This window comes from Vibrio sp. YMD68, assembly GCF_029958905.1.
Taxonomy (GTDB): domain Bacteria; phylum Pseudomonadota; class Gammaproteobacteria; order Enterobacterales; family Vibrionaceae; genus Vibrio.
Genome location: NZ_CP124614.1, coordinates 2,719,715 through 2,733,075, shown reverse-complemented (window position 1 = coordinate 2,733,075; position 13,361 = coordinate 2,719,715). Strand labels below are relative to the sequence as shown.

Sequence of the window (13,361 nt, the reverse complement as noted above, 5' to 3'; positions counted from 1 at the left end):
AGTGCTTTTTTATTATCAGAAGCATTCTTTTTGTGGCCCGCAATATGATAGCCCTAGAGAGTTTCCCATTCTCTCTATATACTCTGCGCCATTCTTAGCCCCACTAATTTATCGGAGTTTGTATGGAATTTGAGTTCACACGCAATACATTAATGGGCGAGTACTATGTTAAATGCAGTATGGGGCATGAAATAGTAGGTCGTTGGCTGCAAGATGAGATTGGTCGTTCACGAGAAAAAATAGAAAAAGTTGAGCAGTTAATTGCTCAATCTAAAGCCTTACCAACCAAAGAACATAAGTTACTTGGGCATGAGATCTCTATGACCATTTTAGCGGACGAAGTTCTCATTCAAGAAAATGTTCTAAGCCATGGGGATGAATTGGACGAAGAGAGTGAATATCACTTTTATAATAGTGAAAGTACCGCTGGGTGTGGTATTGATGATTTCGAGATCTTGATTGAGCGTTGGATTGATTTTTTGGGTTTTTAAACATCAGGATGAAACGAGTCCTAGCATTTGCACCGTAGTGGTGAACTGATATGTTAATGCATTGTTATTGTGAAAGTGGCGCACCAGTATGGTGCGCCACTTTTGGTTTAAAGACTCTAAATATAACAAAATCGTTTAAAAACAGTAAGTTAAATAGTTGGCACGTACTTTGGATTATAAGAATCAACAGTTAAAGGATTAATGACTTAGAGAGGGTACGATGAAACTAATTAACGCAATAATCAAACCATTCAAACTTGATGATGTACGTGAAGCTCTGGCTGATGTCGGTATCGAGGGAATGACAGTATCGGAAGTGAAGGGCTTTGGCCGTCAAAAGGGACACACGGAATTATATCGAGGCGCGGAATATCAGGTTGATTTCTTACCTAAGGTCAAACTTGAAATAGCCACTCAAGCAGAAAATGTAGACCGCGTAATTGAAGCCATCACTAAGGCTGCTCAAACTGGAAAAATTGGTGATGGAAAAATATTTGTGTATGACTTAAGCCAAGCGGTTCGTATCCGTACTGGTGAAATGGACGCAGAAGCACTTTAATGATCTCAAGGACTGGAGAGTAATATCATGGATTTATTAACAACGGTAACAGAACTACGTTACGCACTGGACACTTTTTTCTTCCTCATTTCTGGCGCACTGGTTATGTGGATGGCAGCGGGCTTTGCCATGTTAGAAGCGGGTCTGGTTCGTTCAAAGAACACGACAGAAATTTTAACGAAGAACATTTGTTTGTACGCCATTGCTTGTACGACGTTTTTAGTCGTTGGCTACAACATTATGTATGTAGATAACGGTGAAGGTGGTTGGTTACCTTCATTTGGTACGCTAATTGGTACTCAGGGTGAAGGCGCTGACCACTCTTTAGAATCGGATTTCTTCTTCCAAGTCGTATTCGTTGCAACGGCGATGTCAGTGGTATCTGGTGCCGTGGCTGAGCGCATGAAGCTTTGGTCTTTCCTCATCTTCTCTGTTGTATTAACGGCCTTTATCTATCCAATGGAAGGTTACTGGACATGGGGTGGTGGTTTCCTTTCTGAAGCTGGCTTTAGCGACTTCGCGGGTTCAGGTATTGTACATATGGCAGGTGCTGCTGCTGCACTGGCGGGTGTATTGTTACTGGGTGCTCGTAAAGGTAAGTACGGTAAAAAAGGTGAAATTTACCCAATTCAAGGTTCAAATTTACCACTGGCAACACTGGGTACGTTCATCCTGTGGTTTGGTTGGTTTGGCTTTAACGGTGGCTCACAACTGATGCTTTCTGATTTTGAAAATGCGACAGCTGTTGGTCAAATTTTCCTAAATACCAATGCTGCTGCTGCCGCGGGTGCCATTGCTGCTCTACTTGTATGTAAGACGACATGGGGCAAAGCAGATTTAACGATGATCCTTAATGGTGCGTTAGCCGGTTTGGTTGCGATCACTGCTGACCCACTATCTCCATCACCTTTATATTCAGTCGCGATTGGCTGTGCGTCAGGTGCATTGGTTGTATTTAGTATCATTGCGTTAGACAAAATGAAGATTGACGATCCAGTTGGTGCCATTTCAGTACATGGTGTGTGTGGCTTCTTCGGTCTGATGGTTGTGCCACTGAGTAATGGTGATGCGACATTTGGTGCACAACTGCTTGGCGCTGCTGTAATCTTTGCTTGGGTATTTGGTGCTAGCCTAGTGGTTTGGGGTGTATTGAAAGCAACAATGGGCATTCGTGTTACAGAAGACGAAGAACTAGAAGGCATGGATATGCACGATTGTGGTGTTGGCGCTTACCCTGAATTTGTAACGGTAAAATAGTTAACCTGAAATAATCGACTTATCGGTAAAGCGAAACCTGTCTTTGTTGGCAGGTTTTTTTTGTATCAAAGAAAACCTGCCAACCTGACCTATCATTCATGTGGTTTCATGTCATTAAATTTGTGAAAAAAACTGTTACAAAACAAGAGAAAAAAAACTTTCACGAATATCCATTTTTTTTGACTAATATTATTGTAATAAATGTATTCATGCATATAATAATGCAACTGATAAACATTATCATTACGATGTAAAGGATTGAACTAATGAAAAAACTGCTTACTCTTTCTGCACTTGCTTGCAGCGTTCTAGCCCCAACAGCAATGGCCGCTGAAGAAGTTAACGTATACTCTTACCGTCAACCGTTCTTGGTTGAGCCAATGTTTAACGAGTTTACAAAAGAGACTGGAATCAAAGTAAACGTAAAGTTTGCTAAAAAAGGTCTGGCAGAAACACTAGCACGTGAAGGTGACCTAAGCCCAGCTGATGTTATTCTAACGGTTGATATTAGTCGTCTCGCTGAGTTAACGAATAAAGAGTTGGTTCAAGCGGTTGATAGCACAGTCTTAGAATCAAATATTCCAGCTCAGTATCAAGATGCTGAAAACGAATGGTTTGCACTAACAACTCGTACACGCTCAGTGTACTCATCTCGTGACCGTGTTGGTCGTTTAGGTGATGACTTTACTTACGCTGATTTAGCAAAACCTGAGTTTAAGGGTAAAATCTGTACTCGTAGTGGTAAGCACCCATACAATGTTTCTCTTGTTTCTTCAATGATTGCACACCACGGTGAAGCTGAAACGAAAGAATGGCTTGAAGGCGTGAAAGCAAACCTGGCGCGTAAGCCTCAAGGTAACGACCGTGCCCAAGTGAAAGCGATTAAAGAAGGTTTATGTGATGTTGCTCTTGGTAACAGCTATTACCTAGGTAAGATGGTTAATGATAAAGAGCAAAAAGCATGGGCTGACTCTGTTTACATTAACTTCCCGAACCAGAATGCTGAAGGCACACACGTTAATATCTCTGGCATGGCGATGGCTAAATTCTCACCAAATAAAGATAACGCTAAGAAACTAATGGAGTTTTTAAGTGGTGATAAAGCGCAAAGCATGTACGCTGAAGTAAACTATGAGTACCCAGTTAAAGCGGGCGTTAAACGTTCTGAACTGGTTGCTTCTTGGGGCGACTTTAAGTCTGATGATGTTTCTTTGGACGATATTGCCACTTATCATTCAGCCGCAATTCGACTGTTAGACGAAGTCAAATTTGACCTTTGATAAAGAGTAGGGGTATAAAGTACCCCTGTTTTTTAAAAGGATATGAGATGTATTTGTAATTGCGTTTATATTTCATACATCCTTGTTGTAGTTAGGCAATGAACGAAAAAAATATTCTATGGAAAACCAGTAGTGCAGGCCTGGCCCTGCTACTGGTTTTGCCGATCTTAGCGATCTTCTATACCTCAATGGGTGACACCGATGAGGTTTTTTCACATCTGATGTCGACGGTTATGCCCACGTATATTTACAATACGGTGGTATTGACGTTTGGCGTGATGTTACTGTCTTTGCTCCTTGGTATTCCGAGTGCGTGGTTTATGGCCATGTGTCGTTTACCTAGTGAAGGTATTTTACAGTGGGCCTTAGTGCTTCCCTTGGCCATGCCTGGCTATATTATTGGGTATATTTTTACCGACTGGTTTGATTTTGCTGGGCCTATTCAGATCCTTCTGAGAAATCTAACTGGATGGGGGCCAGGTGAATATTGGTTTCCAGATATTCGTACCTTAACGGGTGCGACGGTTGTTCTCTCCTTGGTGTTGTATCCATACGTTTATCTTTTGTGTCGGGCTGCATTCATGGAGCAAAACGCTTCTCTGCTTCAATCGGCGAGACTGCTAAAGTGCACACCTTGGGAAAGCTTTAAACGCATTTCTTTACCTCTTGTTCGCCCTTCAATGGCGGTGGGTTTATCATTAGTTGCGATGGAAACCATTGGTGATTTTGGAACGGTAAACTACTTCGCAGTTAGCACGTTAACCACCGCTGTTTATGACACGTGGTTAGGGTATTCAAATCTGAATGCCGCTGCAAAAATCTCAGCGTTAATGCTCGTGATGGTAATTTTACTCTTAAGCACCGAGCGTTATAGTCGAAGAAAACAGAAGTTATTCCAAAATCAATTCAGTAGCCGAGAAGACATACGCTACCAGTTAAGCGGATGGAAGAAATGGGCGGCGCTAAGTTGGTGCTGGGGACTTGTCTCTGTTGCTTTTATCTTACCCTTATTGCAGCTTTGTATTTATGCGTTTAAATACTTTGAGCAGAGCTGGAGTTCAGAATTCAGAGAGTACGCGATCAACAGTTTACAAGTTTCAGTGATTGCCGCCATTTTGGGCGTCTGTGTTGCTTTGATCGTTAACTTTTCTCATCGAGTCACTCCAGGTCGTGGCAGTCTAGCGTGTATGCGTTTATCCTCTATGGGGTATGCGGTTCCTGGAACGGTATTGGCCATAGGGGTTTTGGTACCTGTGCTCTTTATGGACCACTTTGTGAACGACATTGCTCGATTGATGGAGTGGCAGCGCCCAGGATTGGTTTTCTCAGGATCGATGTTTGCTTTGATTGCAGCGTTGGTCGTTCGTTTCTCTGCGGTCGCCATTGGCAGTGTAGAGAGCAGCTTAAGCAAAATTCCACCATCATTAGACATGGCGGCGAGAACAATGGGCTGCAACTCTAATAAGATGTTGTGGCGAGTGCATTTTCCATTGGTGCGTCGTGGGGCTTTAATTGCCGGTCTATTAGTGTTTATTGAATCAATGAAAGAGCTGAACGCTGCAATATTGTTAAGGCCGTTTAACTTTGAAACCTTGGCAACTTATGTCTATAACTACGCTTCAGATGAGCATTTAGAGTTAGCGGCAATGCCTGCTGTATTATTAGTCCTTGTGGGGCTTATTCCCCTTGTTATTGTTAATCGTTCGTTGGAGAAAACACACTGATGAGTTGTGCGTTGTCGATTCAAAATTTAACGTGTAAGTACGATACTCAAACAGTGCTTGAGCAATTATCTTTAGAAGTGAAGCAAGGTGAAATCGTCTGCTTATTAGGGGCGAGCGGTTGCGGCAAAACCACACTATTAAAAGCGATTGCGGGTTTGTTGCCTTTAAGTTCTGGTGAAATGAGCCTAAACTGCATGACCATTGATGATGGTAAGAATTGGCTGCCACCGGAGCAGCGTAATATTGGGATGATTTTCCAAGATTATGCGCTATTTCCTCATTTAACCGTGAGCGAAAATGTTGGCTTTGGGCTGAGAGAACAGTCTAAGCATGACAAAGATCAGAAAGTGAAAGAGATGCTGGATCTTGTTCACTTAGCTGGGTACGAAGACCGCTTTCCTCATCAGCTTTCCGGTGGACAACAACAACGCGTTGCGATCGCTCGTACGTTAGCCTACAAACCCGATTTACTGTTACTGGATGAACCATTTTCTAATATTGACACTCAGGTTCGTCATGAGTTGATCGCTGAAATTAGACGTATTTTTAAATCCCAAGGTGTGACGGCCATTTTTGTAACCCACAGTCGGGAGGAAGCGTTTGCCTTTTCCGATAAAATGGCGGTTATGAACCACGGAATTATTGAGCAGTATGGAACCGCCACCGAACTGTACTACCATCCATCAAGCAAATTTGTGGCTGATTTCCTTGGTGGTGGAAGCTACTTACCTGCGGTGCGCTTGTCTGACGGTGAGTTTGAATCGGCACTCGGTGTGGTTGCTGCAACAGCAAGGCATAGCATCGATGCAGGTGGTGACTGCGAACTATTGCTGCGCCCTCAGCATGTTCAAATTGAAGCGGCTGAAGAGAGTGATGTGAGAGTCCTAGAGCAGCACTTTATGGGTGATCATTGCCGTTATGTTGTGGAAGTGAAGGGCAACAAATTGCTAGCAAGCTCGGTTCAGGCACTTTCGATTGGACAGCCTGTCACCGTCGCATTGCATGATGAAGGCATTTTAGCGTTTTAACGAAATATTTGACTTATAAGCGAATTCTCTTACCGCCATTGAGGTACGTTGTGCAGGCGACTCGTAGCAAAGAGGTGAAGTTACCAAGTTCACCTCTTCTCTGAATAACCTCACGGTAGATTCGCGTTAAGAATTCAGCAACCGAGATACCAGATTCTCCGGCGATGTCTTCGATCACTTTCCAAAATACAGCCTCGAGCCTGATACTGGTAACCACACCGTCGATTCGAACAGAACGAGATTTTAGTTCAAAGAGCGTGTCTTCTGCACCCGAATATATCTCGCACATTTTGTTCTCCTCCGATAATGGCATCACATCAGCTTAACGCTTTCTTCAGATAAAGCAGTACATCTTTAGTCTAAAGCAACTGTTGATTTAATTGTGCCAACCAAGCGGGATGAGCTGGCCATGCTGGCGCAGTAACAAATATTCCATCAGTAACTGCCTGATCCATTGGGATATCCGCATAGTGAGCACCAGCCAGTTCAACTTCAGGAGCACAGGCGGGATACGCCGAGATAGATTTACCTTGAATAATATTGGCGGCGCTCAGTAATTGGGCTCCGTGACAGATGGCAGCAATTGGCTTTTTCTCATTGGCAAATGCTTGGATAAGTTCAATCACACTGGTATTCATACGTAAGTATTCTGGAGCTCTTCCTCCTGGAAGTACTAGCGCATCGAATTGTGACGAGGAAGTATCGTCGTAATTAGCATTGAGTGTAAACAAGTGGCCTGGTTTTTCGGTATAGGTTTGGTCCCCTTCAAAATCATGGATGGCTGTTTTAATCGTATCGCCAACTCGTTTATCAGGGCAAACAACACTGACGGTGTGTCCAACCATACCTAACGCTTGAAAAGGGACCATAAGTTCGTAGTCCTCTACAAAATCACCAGCCAAAATTAGTATACGTGCCATATTCAAATTTCCATATTGAGTTGAATGAACTCTCAGGTTAACAATTTGTTTACATTCCGTGGTAGTAGTCGGTTACTACATTATGGAAACTGACAATAAAAAAGCCCGGCTTTCGCCGGGCAAATGTGTTCTTCACCTATAGGGTGCTCAATTTGAGCGTTAAGTAGGTAAAAGTGTTTACATCATTAAAGTGATAAAAACTCTTTCACCTGTTGAAGAACACGTTCTGCAGTGTCTTTGTCTTGCATTTCTGCAAAAATTCTTAATAAAGGCTCTGTGCCTGAAAAACGAGCAATGACCCAGCCACCGTTCTTAAAGTAGACTTTGGCACCATCGTCATAACTGACTTTTGCTATCTCGTATTCGAATTCTGGCAGCTGCTTTTCAACGTATATTTTGTTGTAAAGCGCCTCTTTTTCAGACGGCTTGAATGTACAGTCGCCCTCGGCCGTGTAGGCGTATCCGTATTTGCCGTAGATCTCATCAAGCATTTCTGACAATTTCTTGCCTGTCACTGAGATCATTTCAACTAATAAACTCGATGCAAACACGCCATCTTTACCAAGGATGTGACCTCGAATGGTCAAGCCACCTGAGCTTTCACCACCAATCAAAGAGTCATCCGCTTCCATCTGTGAGCTAATGTGTTTAAAGCCGACAGGAACCTCAAAGCTTTTCTCCCCGTGGTCTGCCGCAATTTTATCCAGTATGTGAGTTGTTGCGATGTTGCGAACCACAGAGCCTTTCCAGCCCTTGTACTCAAGTAAGTAGTAATACAGCAGGATAAGAACTTCATTAGGGTGGATGAAGTGACCTTTTTCATCGATGATGCCCAGTCTATCGGCATCGCCATCGGTGCCAATGCCAATGTCGTAGCCTTCAGCTGCCACCAAATGTTTCAGACGATAGAGTGTTGCCGCATTCGGCGAAGGCATTAACCCACCAAAATCAGGGTTCTTACCATCATTGATAACGTCCACATCACAGCGACCATTAATAAGCACCGTTTGAAGTGCGTTTTTAGCCACCCCAAACATCGGGTCAATGAGCACGCGTAGGTTGGCTTTTTTTATCGCTTCAATATCAATAAAATTAATAATTGAATCAACAAATGCGTTCATTGGATTGATAATGACCACCGACTTATCGTTCAGAGCTTGTTCGAAATCGACCGACTTCACATCAGCTAGAGTCAGTTGGCTGATTTGGTCTTCAACTTTCTGAGTGATGATCTCATCCGCGTCTCGTCCACCTTCAATGAAAATTTTGATGCCGTTGTAATCTGCGGGGTTATGCGATGCCGTGATACAGGCTGAATAAGCACAACCGATTTCTTTGGCTTGGAACATAACGATAGGGGTTGGGACAAATTTATCGATAAAGCTGACTGGAATATTATTCGCGGCTAATACTTCAGCAAACCAACGACCGGCTTTATCCGATAGAAAACGACGGTCATAGCCGACGATGAACCCTTTGTCTGCGACCTGTTCATTATTAATGATATTTGAAAGGGCTTGTGCGACGAGGCGAACGTTGTCTTTGGTAAACTCTTCGCCAATAAATGCGCGCCAGCCACCGGTACCAAATTTGATCATGATTGAATCCTTTTAGATTCTGAACATACCTGCCTCTTTTGTTGGAGGCAGGTGATGATCAGTCACGAGAGTGAATCTAGCGATTAGCCAAGAGTGACGATAACGTCGTTAACACTGCCATCAGCTTGAACTGGGATTGCACCTTCAACAGGTTGACCGTTAAGTGTCATTGACTTAACCCCTTTGCTTACTGAGCTTGGGTTTTCAACTTTGATGTTGTAGGTTGCACCACGCCATTGGCGAGTCACTTCAAATCCAGGCCAGTCAGTTGGAATACATGGATCAACAGTCAGACCCTCATAGCCCACACGAACACCGAGAATAAAGTTGGTTACTGCGAAGTAAGCCCAGCCAGAAGTACCTGTTAGCCAAGGGTGATTCGCTCGACCGTGATCTTGGTGATCACGTCCCATGATAAACTGAACGTATGAGTAAGGTTCTGCGATACGCTTATCGATCATGTCGTTTTGGTTGTATGGGTTAAGTGCATCGTAAAACTTCATTGCACGGTCACCACGACCTAGCTTCGCTTCAGCAACCCATGCCCATGGGTTAGGGTGAGAGAAGATAGCACCGTTCTCTTTAACACCTTGGTAAACGCGTGTGACAAAACCGATGTCGTCGTTTGGTGTTGCGAACGAAGGTGCGTTTAGGTGCAAGCCATACTCTGAATATAAGTTCTCATCAACCGCGTCCATGGCTTTTTCACCACGTTCTTGAGAAACCGCACCAGATAATACTGCAAGGGTATTTGATTCAAGGTGAATGCGACCTTCTGTCTGCTGAGCAGTACCGATCTTCTCACCGTTCTTAGTTAAACCACGAATGTACCAGCCACCTTCGTCATCCCATAGATGAGTTTCACAGGCTTCACGTACGTTCGCAGCCATTTCAGTGTATTTAGCCACGTCTGCATCGTTGCTACGGTATTTTGCTAAATCTAGGAACTCTTGCAGTGCCCAGAAGTGTAGGAACGAAACCATTGAAGACTCACCGCCACCTAAGTTCAAGCAGTCGTTCCAGTCTGCGCGCAGACCTTTACAGATACCTGTTTGACCCACGTATTCAGCAGAGAAATCAAGTGCTGCTTTCATATGATCATAAACGGTTGCTTCGCCGCCATCTGCGTATGGAATCACTTCGTCAAAGAAGCTTTCTTCGCCGGTTTCCATCACATACTTACAGATGGTTGGTACGATCCATAGGTGATCATCAGAGCAGGTGTCATCAATTCCGTGGATCTTGTCATCATCTGATGGCGTAGGAACGACCGTAGGTGATTTTGATGGTTCAACATCGGCTTTCTCAGGATCAAACCAATCTGGATCAAAGAGGTGCAGACCGTAGCCCGCTTTGACTTGACCGCGTAATAGATCAACCAAGCGCTTGCGCGTCATCTCAGGGTTCGCATGAGGCACCGAAATCGCATCTTGCGCGGTATCACGATAACCAAGACCTGTACGCCCACCGACTTCAATAAATGAAGCAAAGCGAGACCAGACGACACATGTTTCAGCTTGGTATAGGGTCCAAGCGTTGATCATGGTATCTAGGCCTTCATTTGGCGACTTAACTTGGAATTTTTCACAGCGTTCATTCCAGTGATCTTTTATACCAGCGAAAGCCGCATCAACATTGGCAACGTCTTGGTATTTTTCACGTAGACGATCGCCATTGCCTTTACCAATCCCCAGGATGTAAGCAAAACGAACTTCTTCGCCTGGTTGAATAGTAAACTGCTTATGTAGAGAGCCACAGTGGTTGTAACAAGTTTGAGCGCTGTTTGAGCATCGACCGTTTTCTACAGCAATCGGGTTCGCTTCATCACGGTAAAGACCTAAGAAGCTATCGCGTTGGCCATCGTATGAATCAGGGTCAAAGGTAGAAGCAAGGTAGTAGAAGCCTTCAAAGTCGTTGGTGTTGTAATAAAGATCGTATTCTAGAACGCCATCTTTATATGCTGTCCCAGCAGAATAAAGAGACATCTGGTGGTTTTGGTTATCCGATTGAATATGGCTAAATGAGAACTCAACAAATGAGAACGCACTGATGGTACGTGGCTTGTCAGAAGTGTTTTTAATCACAACATCCCAAACCTCTGCATCTTCACCTTTTGGTACAAAGAGCGTTTTCTCAGCAGTAATGCCGTTGTATTCACACTTAAATTTAGAGTAAGAAAGACCATGACGAACCTCGTAGTTCGCTTCGTCTAGACTCTTAGCAACAGGCTGCCATGAAATTGACCAGTAATCACCCGTTTCATCATCACGCAGGTAAACATAGTGTCCCGGGCGATCAAACGAAGCATTCGGTCTAAACTTAGTGACTCGGTTGTATTCCGGTGAGTTGTAGAATGAGTAACCGCCTGCATTGTGCGAAATGACAGTACAGAATTTTTCAGTACCTAGGTAGTTAGTCCAAGGTGCTGGAACGTCAGGTCTAGTGATGACGTATTCACGATTCTCATTATCGAAATAGCCGTATTTCATGGTTCTATCCTTTTATATAAGCTGTAAATTTAACAGCTAAACATCATGCTAGTGAAAGTGGTTAAGAGTCATAGTGACTCATCGATTTAGTCTTTTTTCCACGGTGAGCAATATTGGATACCGTGCTTATTAAGCAAGGGTAATTGCCCTTTTAACCGGGTTAGATAATTATTCCAATCTCGTTGAGGCTTGTTGGTCCAGCACGCTTCAGCCATAGCTGTTAAGCGTGGGAATACCATGTAATCCATGCGTTCTTGAGTGGTGACAATTTCACACCAAAGTGCACATTGAATACCGAGTATGCGTTTCTTTATTGGGTCGCTATCAGGAATCTCAGCCAGTGGTTCATAGCGGTAAGCTTGCTCTAGTGGCAGAACATTTGCCCAGTCAACACCGGGTTCTTCTGGCGCGTAATCTTGTGCCATATCGAGATAGGTATGTTGAGCCGGTTGTAAAACAACATCGAACCCTTGCTTAGCGCATTTCAGTGCCGCTTCTTCACTCAACCAAGAATAAATAACGGTTTCTTTACTGACTTTGTCCCCATGCTGAGCTTCTTCCCAGCCCACCATTCTTTTTCCTAGGGAGCGGAGTTTCGTTTCAGCAAAACGAAGCAAGTGTCCCTGTAATTCTTTCGTGTCGGTATAGCCTTGCTGTTTCATTAGTGCTTGGCATTTTGCGCTTTTTTCCCACACCCCATGAGGCACTTCATCAGCGCCAATATGTACCCACTTTGATGGGAAAAGTTCGGCCACTTCTTCAAGCACTCGCTCTAAGAACTCGTAAGTCCCCTCTAGGCCTGGTGACAGCACGTTATCCGTATAGTTTTGAATGCTGCGATATTGAGATTGATCAGCACGATCAACAAGAAGATCTGGCAATGCTTTGATGGCAGCGCGGCAGTGCCCAGGGACATCAATCTCAGGGATGATGGTAATGCCACGTTGCTCAGCAAATGCGATGACGTGTTTGATCTCTTCTTGAGTGTAATAACCACTATAAGCTTGATCGATGTGACTAAATTGAGGCTCTAGAGCTGACTGCTGTGACCGACTTGCACCGACGTCTGTTAACTGTGGGAAAGCCTTAATTTCAACGCGCCAACCTTCATCATCGGTAAGGTGCCAATGAAAGGTATTAAACTTATAGTGAGCCAGTTGGTTAATCAGACGTTTGACTCGTTCAACGGGATGAAAATGGCGAGAGCAATCAAGCATCATGCCGCGATATTTAAAACGTGGTGAATCGCTGATTTTTATGCAAGGTGCGCTGAGTTGGTTATCTTCACCCGTTGCTTTTAAAAGCTGCATAAAAGTGGCACTGGCATGAACAAATCCAGACGCTGAATTCGCTTCTAAACAGGCGCCTGTTTGGTCAATGGTCAGTTGATAATCACCCTCGTCAAGAATCGGATTTTTTCTATATCGAATATCGCCTTTGCCAATAGATTGCATACTAAAATCAAACAGCGTATTGAGCTCAACTTGCAGCCAAGTTGCAGCTTCTTCTGCTCGGCTAGTGAGAAGGGTAATTTGACTCTTTTTATTGAATACGTAATGACCCGGTAAAACGTCTAACTTTACGGGCTGTGGAATGATCGCGATCTCCGCAGCAGCCACGTCAGGCACTTCAGCGCGTTTTCTGTGTGGTGAAGCCAGCGCAATAGGGGTGATAGCAACGCTATGATGCTCATCCGTTTCGGCGTCAATGAGCACCGCACCTTTAAGGCCATCGGTATAAAAACGAAGTGGGGCAGTATTGATGCTAAATTCACAATAAAAGTGGGCATTCGCTTTGAGGGTTTCTTGTTTTGGTGTTAATACACAGAAACTTCCAATTTGATTCAATACCCCATTGGACAAACTATCAGGCTGGATAAACCTATCCATAATAAAATTGAACGACCAATTGTTGATGTCTTGATCACTTAAATTGTGTAGCGTAAGTCCAAATCGGCAAAACTGTTTTTGCTCCGAAAGTACTGCTAAATCGACGCGGTAACTCATCATGTGGAT

11 protein-coding genes are annotated in these 13,361 nt (G+C 43.9%); 6 read left to right on the top strand and 5 right to left on the bottom strand.

What is annotated here, in order from left to right; genetic code table 11:
* Positions 1-122: 122 nt before the first annotated feature.
* The 6 genes from QF117_RS18365 (at position 123) to QF117_RS18340 (ending at position 6,339) form a co-directional block, all read left to right on the top strand.
* Positions 123-491 (top strand): YacL family protein, encoded by a 369-nt coding sequence (locus QF117_RS18365; RefSeq protein WP_282387472.1) that lies wholly within the window; start codon positions 123-125, stop codon positions 489-491.
* 220 nt (positions 492-711) lie between these two features.
* Positions 712-1,050: a P-II family nitrogen regulator gene (locus QF117_RS18360; RefSeq protein ID WP_017036685.1), complete on the top strand. Its 339-nt coding sequence runs from the start codon at positions 712-714 to the stop codon at positions 1,048-1,050.
* A gap of 27 nt (positions 1,051-1,077) precedes the next feature.
* Positions 1,078-2,307 carry an ammonium transporter gene (locus tag QF117_RS18355; protein ID WP_282387471.1) on the top strand — a complete coding sequence of 410 codons (1,230 nt, stop codon included), beginning with the start codon at positions 1,078-1,080 and terminating at the stop codon, positions 2,305-2,307.
* Positions 2,308-2,573: 266 nt separating this feature from the next.
* Positions 2,574-3,587, top strand: a complete 1,014-nt coding sequence (locus QF117_RS18350; RefSeq protein ID WP_282387470.1) for a Fe(3+) ABC transporter substrate-binding protein — start codon at positions 2,574-2,576, stop codon at positions 3,585-3,587.
* A gap of 98 nt (positions 3,588-3,685) precedes the next feature.
* Positions 3,686-5,311 carry an iron ABC transporter permease gene (locus QF117_RS18345; protein ID WP_282387468.1) on the top strand — a complete coding sequence of 542 codons (1,626 nt, stop codon included), beginning with the start codon at positions 3,686-3,688 and terminating at the stop codon, positions 5,309-5,311.
* Positions 5,311-6,339, top strand: coding sequence for an ABC transporter ATP-binding protein (locus QF117_RS18340; protein WP_282387466.1), 1,029 nt, complete (start codon positions 5,311-5,313; stop codon positions 6,337-6,339). The genes QF117_RS18345 and QF117_RS18340 overlap by 1 nt, the downstream gene beginning before the upstream one ends.
* A gap of 13 nt (positions 6,340-6,352) precedes the next feature.
* Here QF117_RS18340 and QF117_RS18335 read toward each other — a convergent pair whose 3' ends face one another.
* The 5 genes from QF117_RS18335 to QF117_RS18315 all read right to left on the bottom strand — a co-directional run bounded on the left by QF117_RS18335 (position 6,353) and on the right by QF117_RS18315 (position 13,352).
* Positions 6,353-6,628 (bottom strand): ribbon-helix-helix domain-containing protein, encoded by a 276-nt coding sequence (locus QF117_RS18335; RefSeq protein WP_282387464.1) that lies wholly within the window; start codon positions 6,626-6,628, stop codon positions 6,353-6,355.
* Positions 6,629-6,698: 70 nt separating this feature from the next.
* On the bottom strand, positions 6,699-7,259 hold the full coding sequence (locus QF117_RS18330) for a DJ-1/PfpI family protein (RefSeq protein ID WP_282387461.1): 561 nt from the start codon (positions 7,257-7,259) through the stop codon (positions 6,699-6,701).
* Between the two features lie 185 nt (positions 7,260-7,444).
* The gene (locus QF117_RS18325) at positions 7,445-8,857 is read right to left on the bottom strand and encodes a phosphoglucomutase/phosphomannomutase family protein (protein WP_282387459.1); all 1,413 of its coding nucleotides are present in this window, start codon (positions 8,855-8,857) and stop codon (positions 7,445-7,447) included.
* Between the two features lie 83 nt (positions 8,858-8,940).
* On the bottom strand, positions 8,941-11,346 hold the full coding sequence (locus QF117_RS18320; RefSeq protein WP_282387457.1) for a N,N'-diacetylchitobiose phosphorylase: 2,406 nt from the start codon (positions 11,344-11,346) through the stop codon (positions 8,941-8,943).
* 86 nt (positions 11,347-11,432) lie between these two features.
* Positions 11,433-13,352 (bottom strand): family 20 glycosylhydrolase, encoded by a 1,920-nt coding sequence (locus QF117_RS18315; protein WP_282389519.1) that lies wholly within the window; start codon positions 13,350-13,352, stop codon positions 11,433-11,435.
* Between the last annotated feature and the right edge of the window lie 9 nt (positions 13,353-13,361).